This window comes from Shouchella phoenicis (genome assembly GCF_047238345.1).
GTDB lineage: Bacteria > Bacillota > Bacilli > Bacillales > Bacillaceae_D > Shouchella.
The window spans coordinates 2811549-2827866 of record NZ_JBDFMQ010000001.1 but is presented as its reverse complement, the minus strand read 5'-3'; the positions used below and the strand labels follow the sequence as shown (position 1 = coordinate 2827866).

Genomic DNA, 16318 nt, shown 5'->3' with positions numbered 1-16318 from the left:
TTATCTCATGAATAAAAAAACCCTTCATGACTATGAATTACAAGGAAAAGTCGTATTCTGTCGCGTTGACTTTAACGTACCGATGAAAGACGGAGCGATTACAGACGAAACGAGAATCAAAGCGGCTATTCCGACGATTCAATACTTAAAAGAGCAAGGCGCGAAAGTATTACTTGCTAGCCACCTTGGTCGTCCAAAAGGTGAGGTAGTTGAAGAGTTACGCTTAGCCCCAGTAGCCAAGCGTCTAGGTGAACTTTTAGGGCAAGAGGTCCAAGCTGTAAAAGAAGCACATGGTCCAGAAGTAGAGAAAGCTGTTTCATCCATGAATAATGGTGACATTGCGGTTCTTGAAAATGTACGCTTCTACCCTGGTGAAGAAAAAAATGATGCGGAACTTGCGAAAGCATTTGCAAACTTAGCAGATCTTTATGTAAATGATGCGTTTGGTGCAGCTCACCGTGCTCATGCGTCAACTGAAGGCATTGCGCAATACTTGCCATCAGCTTCAGGTTTTCTTATGGAAAAGGAACTTGATGTATTAGGAAAAGCTCTACAAACACCTGAGCGTCCGTTCACTGCGGTGATCGGTGGAGCAAAAGTGAAAGACAAAATTGGTGTAATCGACCACTTACTAGATAAAGTCGACAACCTCATTATTGGTGGTGGTTTAGCGTACACGTTCGTTAAAGCACAAGGCCATGAGGTAGGCAAATCTCTTCTAGAAGAAGACAAAATCGATTTAGCTAAACAGTTTATGCAGAAAGCGAAAGACAAAGGCGTAAACTTCTATATGCCAGAAGATGTCATTGTTGCAGATGATTTCTCTGATGATGCAAACAAGAAAGAAGTCGCAATTTCAGAGATTCCAGCTGACTGGGAAGCGCTTGACATTGGACCGAAAACGGCAAAAACCTATGCAAATGTATTAAAAGAATCAAAGCTTGTTATCTGGAATGGACCAATGGGTGTATTCGAGCTTGATTCATTCGCAAAAGGAACAAAAGCAATCGCAGATGCACTAGCAGAAGCAGAAGGAACGTATTCTGTTATTGGTGGCGGAGATTCTGCCGCAGCCGTTGAGAAATTTGGCTTAGCAGAAAAAATGAGCCATATTTCAACAGGAGGCGGAGCAAGCCTTGAGTTCATGGAAGGAAAAGACCTTCCGGGCGTTGTGGCACTATCCGATAAGTAATCTTAAAAAGAGGTGAAAGAATTTATGCGTAAGCCTATTATTGCAGGTAACTGGAAAATGAATAAAATGCTTAGCGAGGCAACATCATTTGCTGAAGCGGTTAAGAATGATATTCCAAGCCAGTCTGGCGTCGATACGGTTGTATGTGCGCCTGCACTTTTCTTAGAGCGTCTTGTTGATGCTGCTAAAGGAACAGATTTGAAAATTGGTGCTCAGAACATGCATTTTGAAGAAAACGGTGCATTCACAGGTGAAGTAAGTCCTGTTGCGCTGAACGACTTAAATGTATCCTATGTGATTATTGGTCACTCTGAGCGTCGCGACATGTTTGCGGAAACAGATGAATCTGTTAATAAAAAAGTCCATGCAGCATTTACTCATAATCTTGTGCCAATTATGTGCTGTGGTGAAACAGACGAAGAACGTGAATCAGGCAAAATGGAATCTGTTGTAAAAGAACAAGTTGAAAAAGGTCTTGCTGGATTAACAGAAGATCAAGTGAAACAAACCGTTATTGCGTACGAGCCAATTTGGGCAATCGGAACAGGTAAATCTGCGACTGAAAAAGACGCTAATGCAGCCTGTGCGTTTGTTCGTAAAGTCGTTTCAGAAGCTTTCTCACAAGAAGCAGCTGACGCAGTTCGTATTCAGTATGGCGGTAGTGTAAAACCAGCAAACATTAAAGAATATATGGCGCAAAGCGATATTGATGGTGCCCTTGTTGGTGGCGCAAGCTTAGAAGCAGATTCATTTAAAGAATTAGCTGGTGCTGCAAAATGAGCAAAAAGCCCGTTGCGCTAATTATTCTCGATGGCTTTGGTCTAAGAGATGAGGCAAAAGGCAATGCCATCGCGCATGCGAACAAACCAAACTTTGATCGTTATTGGAATGAGTATCCTCATGCTTCCCTTCGAGCAGATGGAGAGTATGTAGGACTACCTGAAGGTCAAATGGGAAATTCAGAAGTTGGACATCTTAACATTGGTGCTGGTCGCGTTGTATATCAAAGCTTAACACGTGTGAATTTATCAATTCGTACAGGGGAGTTCTTTGAAAACAATACGTTCCAACAAGCGATGGATCACGTAAATGAAAAAGATTCGGCATTGCACATTTATGGACTGCTTTCTGATGGCGGTATCCACAGTCACATTGAACACATTTATGCTTTACTGGACCTAGCAAAGCAAAAAGGCGTCAAACGTGTCTATGTGCATGGCTTCTTAGATGGACGTGATGTAGGTCCAACATCAGCAGAAGTTTATTTGCAAGGGCTTCAAACGAAACTTGATGAACTCGGAACAGGCAAACTAGCGTCAGTGCACGGACGTTATTATGCGATGGACCGAGACAAGCGTTGGGATCGAGTCGAAAAATCGTACCGCGCAATGGTTTACGGTGAAGGGCCAAGCTACTCTTCTGGCATAGAAGTAATAGAAGATAGCTACAAAAATGATATCCTTGATGAATTTGTGATTCCTTCTGTGATTACAAACGAAGACGGTTCACCTGTTGCGACGGTAAAGGATGAGGATGCCGTCATCTTCTGTAACTTCCGTCCAGACCGAGCGATTCAACTTTCGCAAGTATTTACAAATGAAGAATTTAGCGGCTTTGATCGTGGACTAGCGCACCCTGAACACTTACATTTTGTTTGTTTAACAAAATTTAGTGAGACGGTCGACGGCTATGTCGCGTTTAAACCGACAAACCTTGATAATACCCTCGGTGAAGTATTGTCGAAACAAAACTATAAGCAATTGCGCATTGCAGAAACAGAGAAATACCCTCACGTCACGTTTTTCTTTAGTGGTGGTAGAGAAGAGCCGTTTGAAGGAGAAGAGCGAATTCTCATTGATTCTCCAAAAGTGGCGACTTATGATTTACAACCAGAAATGAGTGCGTATGAGGTAACAGATGCATTGGTACAAGATATTGAAGCGGATAAACATGACGCGATTATCTTAAACTTTGCAAACCCAGATATGGTGGGGCACTCAGGGAAACTTGAACCTACTGTTAAATCAATTGAAGTCGTTGACGAATGCCTTGGGCGAGTAGTAGACGCGCTTCATCAACAAGGCGGACATGCCATCATTACTGCTGATCACGGTAATGCAGATGAAGTCATTACACTTGAAGGTAATCCGATGACGGCTCATACCACAAATAAAGTCCCTGTTATCGTAACGGACAAGCATGCAACGTTACGTGAAGACGGGATTTTAGCAGATTTAGCACCAACTGTTCTCGACCTTTTAGGTGCAGAGAAACCAAAAGAAATGACTGGAACAACGTTAAGAAAATAATATTTCTAGGAGTGACGTAAATCATGACAATTATCTCTGATGTTTATGCACGCGAAGTACTCGATTCTCGTGGCAATCCAACAGTTGAAGTAGAAGTTCATCTTGAATCAGGAATTATGGGCCGTGCCCTTGTACCAAGTGGTGCATCAACTGGTGAATACGAAGCAGTTGAACTACGTGATGGCGGAGACCGTTACATGGGTAAAGGTGTAGAAAAAGCGGTTGATAATGTAAACGAAACGATTGCACCTGAACTTATTGGTGAAAATGTTCTTGATCAAATCGGCATTGACCGTTTAATGATTGAGCTTGACGGAACAGAAAACAAAGGGAACCTTGGTGCCAATGCAATTCTTGGTGTGTCAATGGCTTGTGCACATGCAGCTGCTGAAGCGCTTGATCTTCCTTTATATGTATACCTTGGTGGATTTAACGCAAAGCAACTTCCAGTACCAATGATGAATATCATCAATGGTGGTGAGCATGCGGATAACAACGTAGACATTCAAGAATTCATGGTTATGCCAGTAGGTGCTGAAAGCTTTAAAGAAGCATTACGTATGGGCGCAGAAATTTTCCATAACTTAAAATCCGTGCTTAAAGCAAAAGGGTATAACACAGCTGTAGGAGACGAAGGCGGATTTGCTCCGAACCTTTCTTCAAATGAAGAAGCGCTATCTACAATCATTGAAGCAATTGAAAAAGCAGGTTACAAGCCTGGTGAACAAATCCAGCTTGCAATGGACGTGGCATCTTCTGAGCTATTTAATAAAGAAGATGGCAAATACCACTTATCTGGTGAAGGCAAAGTTCTTTCTTCAGCAGAAATGGTTGATTTCTACGCTGAGCTTTGTGAAAAATATCCAATCATCTCAATTGAAGATGGATTAGACGAAAACGACTGGGATGGCCACAAACTGTTAACAGAGCGTCTTGGTGATAAAGTTCAATTAGTAGGAGATGACTTATTCGTAACAAACACGAAGAAGCTATCTGAAGGAATTGAAAAAGGAATCAGTAACTCAATCCTTATCAAAGTAAACCAAATCGGTACACTTACAGAAACATTTGATGCGATCGAAATGGCGAAGCGCGCTGGTTACACAGCTGTTATCTCTCACCGTTCTGGTGAAACAGAAGATGCAACAATCGCAGACATTGCTGTTGCAACAAACGCTGGTCAAATCAAAACAGGTGCACCTTCACGTACAGACCGTGTTGCGAAGTACAATCAACTTCTTCGCATCGAAGACGAGCTTGCTGATTTAGCACAGTACAATGGTCTTAAGTCTTTCTATAACTTAAGCAAGTAATTCGAAATGAATAAAAGCATCAGATGACGACTCTTATGAGAGCGTCCGTCTGATGCTTTTTTTGTACCTTTTTCAAAAAAGAAGGCTTACAGAATAGGCAATCAGCCATGACTCAGCCTATTCTCTTATTCCACTGCCGATCCTGGTTCTTGAGAATCGGTGATGTCGGTAATGATTTGCGAGATATCTGTATTGTCGAGAACACCGTTAAACTGCTCGGCTCCAGGACCTTGGGCAAATACAGGAATCATGTTCCCGCTATGTCCACCAGTTGCACTGGCCTCGCGTATATCGCGATTCATCACGCCTACTTGGTAATGATTCGCGATAAAACTTCCAATCTCCCAAGCTTGTTCATGAAGTGGTTTTAGTTCGTTGTTCTCGTCATAAATGTACGCATTAAATGCGTCAAGCTCATCGTCTGTTAACGTAATTCCAGCATATTCTTCCACTGTAGCTTTCACGCTGTCAATATCATATATGCCTTCGTCTTCTTGAAATGTAAATTGCTGTACCATATATTCTGGAGAAGCAGAGACACTTCGAAGCCCTTCTTTATCCATCACTTCAGATGTGGCCATACCCATTGTTTCATGATCCGCTAATACAACGAGTAAGGTGTCATCGCGCCCATCAATCCAATCCAACACATCTTTTACCGTATTATCAAACTCAATCGTTTCTTGCCATACGCCGGTTACATCTGCAGCATGAGCAGCATGATCAATTCGCGCACCTTCAATCATTAAGAAAAAGCCTTCTTCATCATTTTCAAGCAGATCTAAAGCTGATTCAGACATTTCATTTAAACTTGGCTCGTTGGAGTCGTTACGGTCTAAATCTGCTTTATAGTTCATATAAGAATCGTGAAATAATCCGAGCAATCGATCTGAAGAATTTGCATCCAGTAACTCATCACGATCGGTAACAACGGTATAGTCGTTTTCCTCAAATTCGGCGACAAGGTCTCGTCCGTCTTGTCTTTCTGGAGAGAAGTATTCAGCACCTCCACCGAGCATGAGATCATATTCATTTTCAAACATTTGTCGCGCAATGTCAGCTTGCCCATCACGACTTTCTACACTTGCTGTAAATGCTGCTGGTGTTGCGTCGGTAACGGTATTATTTGAGATCACGCCAACTTTTTTACCCTCGTCTTGGAAAAGACGCAAGATGCTTTCAAGTGGCTGCATGTCTGGATCAACGCCAATCATTCCGTTATCCGTTTTCGTCGACGTGGCAATGCCCGTTCCCGCAGCAGCAGAGTCGGTCACCCATTGATTAGCTGAATATGTACGCATCAGTGCTGTGTGATCAAGGGATTCCATATGTAATTCGCCTTCTTTGCCATATTCAAGTAAACGAGCGATTTCAATTTGACCAAACCCTAATCCATCTCCAATCATCATAATGACATTTTGAGGTCGATCGTTTTCAATGTCTGTGTCACTTTCTTGAGCTGTTTCTTGATCTGAACATCCAACCACCATTAAAGCGGTTACAGCGAACGCAGTAAAATAACCCGCATGTTTCTTCAAAAATCATTCCCCCTAAATTTGGATAAACGTCCTTATATTTCTATATTAGCATAATGTTAAACGAAATTTAATTGCTTTGAAAAAGTTAGGAATTTTCAGATGTTAAGAAGTGAAACGAAACGCTTTTTATAATTGTCATGACCACGCTATAATAGAGCAAAGACGGTAGTGTATAGGAGAATAAGAATGAAACTAATTATTGGCGTAACAGGTGCGACCGGTGCACCTATTGCGATAAAACTTTTAAAAACGTTAAAAGAATTAGAGATTGAAACGCATCTTATATTATCGAAATGGGCAGCCGTGACGATTGCGCAGGAAACGTCCTATAGCGTAAAAGATGTAAAGGCTCTTGCAGACTATACGTATGGGAGCGAGGATCAAGCTGCATCAATTTCAAGTGGATCAAAACGTGTGGATGGGATGATCATCGTGCCCTGTTCCATGAAAACATTAGCCGCGATTCGTATAGGTTTAGCGGATAACTTAATTGCTAGAGCAGCAGATGTTATGTTAAAAGAGCGAAAGCAATTACTATTAATGACGAGAGAGACACCTCTTAATACGATTCACCTTGAAAATATGACAGAGTTGTCAAAGATGGGTGTGACAATTTTTCCGCCTATGCCTGCTTTTTACAATCAACCTCAAACGATTGATGATCTCATTGAACACCTTGTTTATCGAGCGCTTGATCAGTTTGGCATTGAACATCAGTCCGCGAAACGTTGGGAGGGGTTGAAAGATGAATCATGATTTACCTGCTGAGATTCAACACGTTTTAAACGGAAAAAATCTTAAAGAAAAAACCGGGATGGCCGTTTATTTTGTAACAGTTAATAATGAAGGCTTTCCTTATAAAGCGTTGTTGAGTGTAGGAGAATTATTGAGAATGGATGCACGTACGGTCCGGGTTGCTTTATGGGAACGTTCAAGTTCTGTCTTATTTGCGAAAAAAACGAAAAAGGCAACGCTTCTCCTTGTGCTTCCACCTAAAGCATTTGATATTCAAATGGAGTTAAAGCACGTTCGAACAGAAGAGGGACAAGCTGTATTTGAAGGCAAAGTTAGGCAAGTTAAGGAAGACCAAGCGCCTTATGCCAGCATTGTCTCGCCTGTGCAGTTTCTTTTGAACAACGAAAAGCAAACTTTGGATCACTGGGCAACGAAGCAAGCATTATTGAAAAAATAACCCCTTGTCTCGATCTATTCACTATGTTAAGATGGTGTTATTGAATGTGTTTACGGAGGTGTAGGGATGCAACTGTTTTTAATGATTGCGTTAATTATCGTATCTGTTTTACTTGTTACTGTTGTTTTACTTCAGCCAGGTCGTAGTTCTGGTTTAGCTGGAGCGATCTCTGGTGGAGCAGAACAGTTACTTGGAAAGCAGAAAGCGCGAGGTCTTGAGGCGGTTTTGCATCGAGCGACTATTGTGCTTGCTGTATTATTTTTTGTATTAACAGCAGCAAATGCGTATTTCTTATAAGAAGAACCGAACGTCTGGACATTCATCCAGACGTTTTTTGTGTTTGAAAATGCTCAAAAAGAGGAAAACTTCGCATGAAGAGGTGAATGTTGCGTGCGGTTAAGTATCTTAGATCAAGTCCCTACGTCAATAGGGAAAACAGCGGAAGAAACAGCACAACAAACAGTTGAATTTGTCATTCAAGCGGAGCAACTAGGGTACGAACGTTATTGGTTTGCCGAGCATCATGGAACGAAGGGGCTAGTCTCAAGTTCTCCAGAGCTTTGGATGGCAGCAGCAGCAGCGAAAACGTCTCGAATTCGTGTCGGCTCAGGTGGCGTTTTGTTGCCGCAGTATAGTGCTTATAAAGTAGCGAGCATGTTTAATCAATTAGAAGTGATGTACCCAAATCGAATTGATGGCGGATTAGGACGTTCGCCAGGTGGAAATGAGCGAATACGGAGAGCACTTGCGAACGGAAAAGATAGCGAGATGGATCGCTTCTGGGATAAGGTGGACGAAGTCGCGCAGTGGACAACGAATCGAAGTCACGCTGGCATGACGGCTTCACCATTGCCGATTGCCAATCCATCTTTATATATACTTGGTTTAGGAGAGCGGAGCGCAACAGTGTCTGCAGAGAAAGGGTTGGGCTTTGTTCATGGCTTTTTTATTCAACCGGACCGATTAAAAGAAGCCCACGAAGCGTATCGTTTAGCAGCAAGGAATCATAGAGATGCATTAACAGCTGTATTTGTTATTTGTGGAGAAGATGATGTACATGCAGAGACTTTAGCTAAACAGCAAGACTTGTGGCTCTTACAAACGGAAAAAGGCATTGATAGTCGAATCCCTTATGAATTAAACCGTGAGTTAACGGTTCGCGAAGAGGAAAGAATTGTTGAAAACCGAAAACGGATGATCGTTGGATCAATTGAAACCGTAAAGCTAAAGCTAGAACGACTCGCTGAACAAGCACAATCGGATCAATTTTTACTTTTAACAAATGTGTTCGACTACAAAGAAAAAAGGCAATCCTTTGAGCGCTTATCCACATTACTGTCATCTTAAGAAAAGAGGCGATGGGTTTGATTGGGTGTTTATGCATTCACGGCTTTACTGGTGATCCATGGGAAGTTGAGCCGATTGTCAAAGAGCTACAAAAGCAAGAAGGCTGGCTCGTGTACAGCCCGGTCTTGCCTGGTCATGGGAAAGAGTTGAATCAATTAAAAACGGCGACGTATGAAGAATGGGTTTATACGGTTGAAGTAGCATTTGAAGAGCTACAGAAGCGATGTACAGAAGTTTTTGTCATTGGTTTTTCAATGGGAGGGATGCTCGCAAGCTACATAGCGGCGAGGTACCCAGTTGCAAAGTTAGTCTTATTAAATGCAGCGGCATTTTATTTCAACCCAAAACAATTTTTTAAAGATATGATTGCAGCCATTCGGTTTCACATAACTGGCAATCAAGAGAAAGATCAACTGATTGAGCTCTATGAGAAGAAGTTCAAAGAAACGCCTTTCGCAGCGTTAGCACAATTCTTGCAACTCGTGCAGAAAACAAAGCCGTATGCGAGCAGAATTAGCGTGCCCACATTAATTATTCAAAGTGAGCAAGATGGTCTGGTGCCAATGAAATCAGCCTATCATCTCTATGATATTATAGAATCAGATGAAAAAGAGTTAATTGCGATGAAACGATCTCGACATATGATTTTTCATGGTTTTGAAAGCGAAGAAGTAATTAATCAAATTAAAGCATTTCTAATAGAAAGTAATGAAGAGAGGAAGAAAACAACATGAAGATTGTTGCACCTAAGCCATTTACATTTACAGGAGGAAAACGAGCTGTATTACTCCTTCATGGCTTTACCGGAACAACAGCAGATGTGCGTATGCTTGGACGGTTTTTACAAAATGAAGGGTACACGTGTCATGCGCCGCTTTATCGCGGTCATGGCGTCCCGCCTGAGGAACTGGTTACGTACAGCCCTGACGATTGGTGGGAGGATGTGGAAGCAGCCTATGACCACCTTAAAAGTGAAGGATACGATGAAATTGCGGTTTGTGGGTTGTCACTTGGCGGAGTGTTTACGCTTAAGTTAGGCCTTTCTAAACCAGTAAAAGGCATTGTATCAATGTGTGCCCCAGTTCGACCGAGAACAGAAGAAGCGATTAAATTAGGCTTTTTAAAGTATGCAAAAGAATACAAGCAACTGGAAAAGAAAAACGAAGACGACATTGAGAAAGAAGTCAATGCGTTAAAGGAAACATCAATGGACACGCTTTATCAATTACGTCAGCTAATGAATAATGTGAGCAGTGAATTAGACTTAATTTATTCACCTGCCTTTATTGTACAAGCACGGCATGATGAAATGATTGATACAGAAAGTGCCACTATTATTTATAATGAAATTGAAACAGACGACAAAGAGATAAAATGGTATGAAGATTCGACTCATGTCATCACATTAGGCGATGAAAAAGAGCAGCTTCACCAAGACATTCTGTCGTTTTTAAATGAACTAGACTGGTCAAACTAAAAATAGAAGAAAAAGGAGTGAAACAATGTCTGACCAAATAAATATTGAAGAAATTCTAAAGTATTTTAAAGAAGAAGCAACAAAACCCGTTTCTGTTGAAGAATTAGAGGAACGGTTCCACGTTACTTCAAGCGACATGTTTAAAGAACTTATTACAACGCTAAACGAGCTTGAAGAAAAAGGAGAAATTATTCGGACACGAACCAACCGTTACGGAATTCCAGAAAAACTAAACTTAATTCGTGGACGTGTACAAGGGCATGCAAAAGGATTTGCCTTTGTCATACCTGATGAGGGAGACGAGGATGTGTATGTCCCTCAAGGGTCATTATCAGGTGCAATGAACGGAGACATCGTGTTTGTTCGCATTGACGAGCGAGGAAATGGCTCAAGAGCAGAAGGAAAAGTCATCCGTATTGTTGAACGTAAAGTAACGGAAATCGTAGGAGAATACAAAGAGTTTAAATCGTACGCATTAGTCGTAGCCGATGACAAACGTATCAGCGCCGATTTCCTTGTGATTAAAGGAAAAGAAAAAGGTGCTGTTGACGGTCATAAAGTCATCGCAACGATTACGCAATATCCAGAGGGACGTTTTGGCGGCGAAGTAGAAATCAAAGAAGTGCTAGGTCACAAAAATGATCCGGGGATGGACATCTTATCGATCATTTACAAATACAGCATTCCGCAAGGCTTTGCTGATGAGACGATCGAACAAGCAGAAAATGTACCTGATGCCATTGATCCGAGTGACCTAAACAATCGTCGTGATTTGCGAAACGAACAAATTGTGACGATTGATGGGGCAGATGCAAAAGACTTGGATGATGCAGTGCAAGTGAAGAAGCTAGACAACGGTAACTATGTTCTAGGCGTTCACATTGCGGATGTATCTCACTATGTAAAAGAAGGAAGCCCAATTGATAAAGAGGCGTCTGAACGTGCAACAAGTGTGTATCTCGTCGATCGGGTAATTCCAATGATTCCCCATCGTTTATCAAACGGGATTTGTAGTTTAAACCCGCAAGTTGACCGTTTAACACTTTCTTGTGAAATGGAAATTGATCAAAATGGTGGCGTCGTGAAGCATGAAATTTTCCAAAGTGTCATTAATACGGCTGAGCGAATGACGTACAGTGATGTGCGAGACATTCTTGTCGATAAAGATGAAACGCTGCGTGAGAAATATCATGCGCTCGTTCCGATGTTTGAAGACATGGAGAAACTCGCACAAATATTGCGGGATAAGCGTTTTGGTCGTGGTGCAATTGATTTCGATTTCAAAGAAGCAAAAGTATTAGTTGATAGTGAAGGTGCGCCAGAAGATGTGGTCTTACGCCAACGTTCTGTTGCTGAAAAGCTTATTGAAGAATTTATGCTTGTCGCAAATGAAACAGTAGCCGAACACTTCCACTGGATGAAGCTTCCGTTTGTGTATCGAATTCATGAAGACCCTGATGCAGAAAAATTAAACTCGTTTCTAGAATTTATTACTGGTTTTGGTTACGTGGTTCGAGGTACGGCTAACACGATTCATCCACGAGCATTACAATCGCTTTTAAAAGAAGTTCGAGGTGAACCGGAGGAAACAATTATTAGCCGAATTATGCTACGTTCAATGAAACAGGCAAAATATGATGTCCATTCAGTTGGACACTTTGGATTATCTGCCGAGTTCTATACGCATTTCACATCGCCCATCCGTCGTTATCCAGATTTACTCGTTCACCGTTTAATTCGAACGTATTTAATCCAAGGAAAGACCGATGCCAAAACCACAAATCATTGGCAGGAGAAACTTCCTGGCTTAACGGCGCATGCATCTGACATGGAGCGACGTGCGGTTGATGCTGAGCGGGATACAGACAATGTGAAAAAAGCTCAATATATGGAAGATAAAATCGGTGAAGTATATACGGGTATGATTAGTGGTGTGACGAATTTTGGTTTATTTGTGGAATTAGAAAATACGGTAGAAGGTCTTGTCCATGTTAGCTACTTGACCGACGATTATTATCGTTATGACCAAAAGCACTACGCGATGATCGGAGAGCGAACGGGAACTGTCTTTCGTATTGGAGATGAGCTTGAAATACGAGTCGTTTCCGTAAATACTGAAGAAGCATCTGTTGACTTTGAGATCGTTGGAATGAAGAAACAAAAACCAAAAAGAGGCAAAGATCGTCCAAAAGTCATTGATGGAGGAAAGCGTAATCCAAAGCGCAACAAATCAGATCGTCCTCAATTAACAGGAGATCCGAAAAAAGACGGATCACAAAAAAGCGGTAAACGTAAAAAGAAAGCATTTTATGAAAATGCTCCTAGTGTAAAGCGAAAAAAAGCACGCAGAAAAAAGCGTTCTTAATGAGATAAATAGCCCTTTTGTCTGAAGACGTCTGTCGGTTTCATAAAGGTGCCTGCTTGAGTCTTGGGTCGTTCCTCTTTACACTAGGTGAGTGGAAGGAGGAACGATAATGAAGACAGAAGTAAGTTTAACATTGTTACGAGTGGTTGTAGGGATTATTTTTATTGCCCACGGACTAGATAAATTTAATGGGGGTATTGAAGGAACGGCTGAATTTTTTCAAAGCGTCAATATTCCATCACCAGATGTTATGGCCGTTGCAGTTGCGCTAATTGAAATTGTTGCTGGTCTTGCCCTCGTTCTTGGTTTATTAACTCGGGTTATGAGCGGCATCCTTATGGTTGTGATGGCTGGTGCCATTTATATGGTGAAGCTTGATCAAGGATTTATCGGAGGCTTTGAATTTGATTTATTGCTTTTCTTTGTGCTCTTATTATTTGTTATGAATGGCAGTAAATTCTTAGCAACAGATGCCTTATTAACAAAAAAGAAAAAGCGTCAACGCTTCGGTAGAAGGTAGTAAACGTTGTAAATTGATGGGGAAGTAGGTGTGTCAGTGGCTGAAACAGAAGGAAAATTAATGGCGCAAAATAAAAAAGCGCGCCACGATTATTTTATTGAAGAAACGTATGAAGCTGGGATTGTGTTAACAGGAACAGAAATTAAAGCCATTCGTGCGGGAAGAATGAACTTAAAAGATTCGTTTGCCCGTATTCGAAATGGCGAAGCGTACTTGCACAATGCTCACATCAGTGAGTATGAACAAGGAAATCGTTACAATCATGAACCAACACGAGCGCGAAAATTGCTTTTACACAAAAAGCAGATTGACAAACTGATTGGTGAAACCCAGCAACAAGGGTATTCAGTCGTCCCATTAAAAGTTTATATTAAAAATGGGTTTGCGAAAGTGTTAATTGGACTTGCAAAAGGGAAAAAGAATTATGATAAGCGCGAGACCCTTAAGCGAAAAGATGCGAAACGTGAAATGGATCGGGCGATTAAAGAGCGAATGAAAGGGTAAGGCGTTATACTTGATTTTTCTTATGAATTTAGTATAATAGGAAATCTAGGCGTAAAGCCTTGTATAATTTTCTGGGGACGTTCTGGATTCGACAGGGATAGGTCGAGCTTACGTTGCGAGTCGAGGTGCGGCCTCGTTAAAACGCATTAGCCTATAACTGGCAAAGAAAACAATAACTTCGCTTTAGCTGCATAAGCTAAGCGGTCTCTCCTCTCCATCGCCCATGTGGAGTGGTTGAGACTCAACTTAAGTGGGATACGCCTTACTCCCTCCGCCTGAGGGAGTTGGAAGAGACTAATCAGGCTAGCTGCACAGAAGCCTGTCTTTGGGCTGACGTGTTAGCGAAATGCTAATACAAAGACTACGCTCGTAGAAGCGTAAGTGCCGTTATCTCTGGACGTGGGTTCAATTCCCACCGTCTCCATATAGGAAAGAAACCCTGAAGTTACGTTATGTGCTTCAGGGTTTTTTTGTATAATAGAAACACGACTTAACGTTAGGAGCTTTTCGTATGCATACAATTTATCTTGTTCGACATGCCCATTCTCTTTATACTCCAGACGAACAGGGCCGCCCACTATCGACAAAAGGAATGAACGATGCGCTAGAAATTTCCAAACATTTTCAGTCTATCCATGTAGATCGCTTTATTTCCAGTCCTTATCAAAGAGCAATTCAAACCATTGAACCTACAGCAAAAGTAAAAAACAAATCCATTACCCTTGAAGAAGGATTTAAAGAGCGCAAGCTTGCTAAAGAGTCCGTTGTCGATTTTGAGGCTGCAATACAAGCGGTTTGGAAAGACGAAACATTTGCACACGATGGTGGCGAATCAAATGAGAATGCGAGAACAAGAGGCATCAACAGTCTTTGGCGCGCTCTAGATCAAGACAAGCAAACGGAAACCATTGTGATTTCGACGCACGGGAACTTGTTAGCGCTTTTATTAAATCATTTTAATAAACGTTATAATTATGCATTTTGGCAACAGCTAGATATGCCAGATATTTATCAATTAACGTTAAAAGAACAACAAATGATTGATTGTAAAAAGGTTTGGAGGAAGAATATGTAAGAAAAAAAGTGCTAGGCAACTTGTCTTCTTTTATGTATAATTATAAATAAATTAGATTTAATATGCATTTAAGGAGAACGTTATGGAACAGCTAAAACATCAACAACCTGATTCGAATGATAAAAAGAACCAACCTCAATCGACTCGTTCGATTCTTACTTTTTTATTGCCATCCTTACTTGGCGCTTTTTTATTTCTAGTGCCGTTTAAAATTAACGATAATTGGACGGTTTTAATCGGTTATGCAGCTGGCCAAATTGAAGGTTCACTTGAAGCGATATTACCGATGTTTTTATTAGTCATCATTTTAACATCTGGCGTTGTTTCCTTGTTAACATGGGCAGTAAAGCCAGCGCTTATAATGGAAAACACAGCTTTAAAAGCGCTATTTTATACTAGCTTACCTTGGACAATTATTCGTGTTATCGGTGCCCTTTTTGCGCTAATGGTAATGACCGAAACTGGATCAGAAGTTGTCTATAGCCCTGCAACAGGAGGAACGATCTTCTCAGATCTATTGCCAGTATTGGCTGTTTGGTCCGTTGTTATGGGATTATTAATGCCCCTTTTGCTTGAGTATGGTTTAATGGAATGGTTAGGAACGCTTGCGAAAAAAGTAATGAGACCTTTATTTAATCTTCCAGGCAGAGCTTCTGTTGATTCATTAGCATCGTGGATGGGAAACAACATGATGAGCATTTTAATCACCATTAATCAATATGAAAATGGCTATTACACGAAACGTGAATCCGCCATTATTGTCACCAATTTTACGATTACATCGATTGGTTTTAGTTTAATTATTGCTGAGATTTTAAATTTAAGTGATCGTTTTGTTCCGTTTTATTTAACAGTTCTAGCTGGAGTATTTGTAGCAGCGTTTATTTGTCCGAGGATTCCACCGCTTTCCAAAATGAGCCACACTTATGCTGGTGAACAACCTGGTATGATTAATGAAACAGTCGCAAGCGGTTCATTATGGAGCCAAGCATTTAAACGTGGCGTAACAAAAGCCGCACACGCTCCGAAAACGAGACAAGTGTTTAAGAAAGGCGCGTTTAACGCGTTAGACATTTGGTTCGGTATGCTCCCTCTTGTAATGGCGATAGGAACGATTGCGCTTATTATTGCTGAGTTTACACCAATTTTTACGTATCTTTCTTACCCACTTGTACCGGTCTTAGAATGGATGAACATTCCGGAAGCTGCAGAGGCGGCACCAGCTTTGCTTGTTGGTTTTGCTGACATGTTCTTACCAGCTATTTTAGGTGCAGGAATAGAGAGTGAATTAACTCGGTTTGTCATCGGTGCAGTTTCCCTGATTCAGCTCGTTTACATGTCTGAGATTGGGGTCATGTTGATGCGTTCAAGTATTCCAATTTCATTTTGGCAGTTGTTTATTATTTTTATTCAACGTACGATTATTGCGATCCCTGTTGTTGTATTGATTGCGCACGTTATTATTTTTTAAAAGGAGTCATCTAGA

The 16318-nt window shown here is 41.2% G+C and carries 16 protein-coding genes and 1 other RNA gene; 16 read left to right on the top strand and 1 reads right to left on the bottom strand.

Annotation, left to right across the window (positions count from 1 at the left end):
* Positions 1 to 7 precede the first annotated feature (7 nt).
* From ABC361_RS15180 to eno, 4 genes are read left to right on the top strand one after another with little or no spacing between them, the layout of a single operon-like run.
* Positions 8 to 1192: a phosphoglycerate kinase gene (locus tag ABC361_RS15180; protein WP_413074728.1), complete on the top strand. Its 1185-nt coding sequence runs from the start codon at positions 8 to 10 to the stop codon at positions 1190 to 1192.
* Positions 1193 to 1216: 24 nt separating this feature from the next.
* On the top strand, positions 1217 to 1972 hold the full coding sequence (tpiA, locus tag ABC361_RS15175) for a triose-phosphate isomerase (protein ID WP_413074727.1): 756 nt from the start codon (positions 1217 to 1219) through the stop codon (positions 1970 to 1972).
* The gene (gene gpmI, locus ABC361_RS15170; protein WP_413074726.1) at positions 1969 to 3501 is read left to right on the top strand and encodes a 2,3-bisphosphoglycerate-independent phosphoglycerate mutase; all 1533 of its coding nucleotides are present in this window, start codon (positions 1969 to 1971) and stop codon (positions 3499 to 3501) included. Before tpiA ends, gpmI begins: the two co-directional genes overlap by 4 nt.
* Positions 3502 to 3524: 23 nt before the next feature.
* Positions 3525 to 4814, top strand: a complete 1290-nt coding sequence (gene eno / locus ABC361_RS15165; RefSeq protein ID WP_413074725.1) for a phosphopyruvate hydratase — start codon at positions 3525 to 3527, stop codon at positions 4812 to 4814.
* 125 nt (positions 4815 to 4939) lie between these two features.
* Here eno and ABC361_RS15160 read toward each other — a convergent pair whose 3' ends face one another.
* Positions 4940 to 6352 carry an alkaline phosphatase gene (locus ABC361_RS15160; RefSeq protein ID WP_413074724.1) on the bottom strand — a complete coding sequence of 471 codons (1413 nt, stop codon included), beginning with the start codon at positions 6350 to 6352 and terminating at the stop codon, positions 4940 to 4942.
* A gap of 186 nt (positions 6353 to 6538) precedes the next feature.
* Between ABC361_RS15160 and ABC361_RS15155 the strand changes: the two genes are divergently transcribed.
* The 12 genes from ABC361_RS15155 to ABC361_RS15100 all read left to right on the top strand — a co-directional run bounded on the left by ABC361_RS15155 (position 6539) and on the right by ABC361_RS15100 (position 16303).
* Positions 6539 to 7108, top strand: a complete 570-nt coding sequence (locus ABC361_RS15155; RefSeq protein ID WP_413074723.1) for a non-oxidative hydroxyarylic acid decarboxylases subunit B — start codon at positions 6539 to 6541, stop codon at positions 7106 to 7108.
* Complete coding sequence (locus tag ABC361_RS15150; RefSeq protein ID WP_413074722.1) at positions 7098 to 7544, top strand: hypothetical protein; 447 nt, start codon at positions 7098 to 7100, stop codon at positions 7542 to 7544. The genes ABC361_RS15155 and ABC361_RS15150 overlap by 11 nt, the downstream gene beginning before the upstream one ends.
* Before the next feature lie 66 nt (positions 7545 to 7610).
* The gene (secG, locus tag ABC361_RS15145; protein ID WP_255223773.1) at positions 7611 to 7841 is read left to right on the top strand and encodes a preprotein translocase subunit SecG; all 231 of its coding nucleotides are present in this window, start codon (positions 7611 to 7613) and stop codon (positions 7839 to 7841) included.
* A gap of 93 nt (positions 7842 to 7934) precedes the next feature.
* Positions 7935 to 8891 carry an LLM class flavin-dependent oxidoreductase gene (locus ABC361_RS15140; protein ID WP_413074721.1) on the top strand — a complete coding sequence of 319 codons (957 nt, stop codon included), beginning with the start codon at positions 7935 to 7937 and terminating at the stop codon, positions 8889 to 8891.
* Between the two features lie 17 nt (positions 8892 to 8908).
* Positions 8909 to 9625 carry an alpha/beta hydrolase gene (locus ABC361_RS15135; protein WP_413074720.1) on the top strand — a complete coding sequence of 239 codons (717 nt, stop codon included), beginning with the start codon at positions 8909 to 8911 and terminating at the stop codon, positions 9623 to 9625.
* A complete protein-coding gene (locus ABC361_RS15130) occupies positions 9622 to 10368 on the top strand; it encodes an alpha/beta hydrolase (protein WP_413074719.1) in 747 nt (248 codons plus the stop codon). The genes ABC361_RS15135 and ABC361_RS15130 overlap by 4 nt, the downstream gene beginning before the upstream one ends.
* A gap of 25 nt (positions 10369 to 10393) precedes the next feature.
* Positions 10394 to 12733, top strand: coding sequence for a ribonuclease R (gene rnr, locus ABC361_RS15125; RefSeq protein WP_413074718.1), 2340 nt, complete (start codon positions 10394 to 10396; stop codon positions 12731 to 12733).
* 109 nt (positions 12734 to 12842) lie between these two features.
* Positions 12843 to 13253 carry a DoxX family protein gene (locus ABC361_RS15120; RefSeq protein WP_413074717.1) on the top strand — a complete coding sequence of 137 codons (411 nt, stop codon included), beginning with the start codon at positions 12843 to 12845 and terminating at the stop codon, positions 13251 to 13253.
* Positions 13254 to 13289: 36 nt separating this feature from the next.
* Positions 13290 to 13757 carry an SsrA-binding protein SmpB gene (gene smpB, locus ABC361_RS15115; protein ID WP_099302159.1) on the top strand — a complete coding sequence of 156 codons (468 nt, stop codon included), beginning with the start codon at positions 13290 to 13292 and terminating at the stop codon, positions 13755 to 13757.
* A gap of 73 nt (positions 13758 to 13830) precedes the next feature.
* Positions 13831 to 14184: a transfer-messenger RNA gene (gene ssrA, locus ABC361_RS15110) on the top strand.
* An 84-nt stretch (positions 14185 to 14268) separates the two neighbouring features.
* On the top strand, positions 14269 to 14832 hold the full coding sequence (locus ABC361_RS15105; protein WP_413074716.1) for a histidine phosphatase family protein: 564 nt from the start codon (positions 14269 to 14271) through the stop codon (positions 14830 to 14832).
* 82 nt (positions 14833 to 14914) lie between these two features.
* Complete coding sequence (locus ABC361_RS15100; protein WP_413074715.1) at positions 14915 to 16303, top strand: YjiH family protein; 1389 nt, start codon at positions 14915 to 14917, stop codon at positions 16301 to 16303.
* Positions 16304 to 16318: the final 15 nt, after the last annotated feature.

Excerpts from the sequence above, each read along its gene's own strand:
- ABC361_RS15180 (WP_413074728.1), top strand. The coding sequence starts at position 8 with ATGAATAAAAAAACCCTTCATGACTATGAATTACAAGGAAAAGTCGTA.
- tpiA (WP_413074727.1), top strand. The coding sequence starts at position 1,217 with ATGCGTAAGCCTATTATTGCAGGTAACTGGAAAATGAATAAAATGCTT.
- gpmI (WP_413074726.1), top strand. The coding sequence starts at position 1,969 with ATGAGCAAAAAGCCCGTTGCGCTAATTATTCTCGATGGCTTTGGTCTA.
- eno (WP_413074725.1), top strand. The coding sequence starts at position 3,525 with ATGACAATTATCTCTGATGTTTATGCACGCGAAGTACTCGATTCTCGT.
- ABC361_RS15155 (WP_413074723.1), top strand. The coding sequence starts at position 6,539 with ATGAAACTAATTATTGGCGTAACAGGTGCGACCGGTGCACCTATTGCG.
- ABC361_RS15150 (WP_413074722.1), top strand. The coding sequence starts at position 7,098 with ATGAATCATGATTTACCTGCTGAGATTCAACACGTTTTAAACGGAAAA.
- secG (WP_255223773.1), top strand. The coding sequence starts at position 7,611 with ATGCAACTGTTTTTAATGATTGCGTTAATTATCGTATCTGTTTTACTT.
- ABC361_RS15130 (WP_413074719.1), top strand. The coding sequence starts at position 9,622 with ATGAAGATTGTTGCACCTAAGCCATTTACATTTACAGGAGGAAAACGA.
- rnr (WP_413074718.1), top strand. The coding sequence starts at position 10,394 with ATGTCTGACCAAATAAATATTGAAGAAATTCTAAAGTATTTTAAAGAA.
- ABC361_RS15120 (WP_413074717.1), top strand. The coding sequence starts at position 12,843 with ATGAAGACAGAAGTAAGTTTAACATTGTTACGAGTGGTTGTAGGGATT.
- ABC361_RS15105 (WP_413074716.1), top strand. The coding sequence starts at position 14,269 with ATGCATACAATTTATCTTGTTCGACATGCCCATTCTCTTTATACTCCA.
- ABC361_RS15100 (WP_413074715.1), top strand. The coding sequence starts at position 14,915 with ATGGAACAGCTAAAACATCAACAACCTGATTCGAATGATAAAAAGAAC.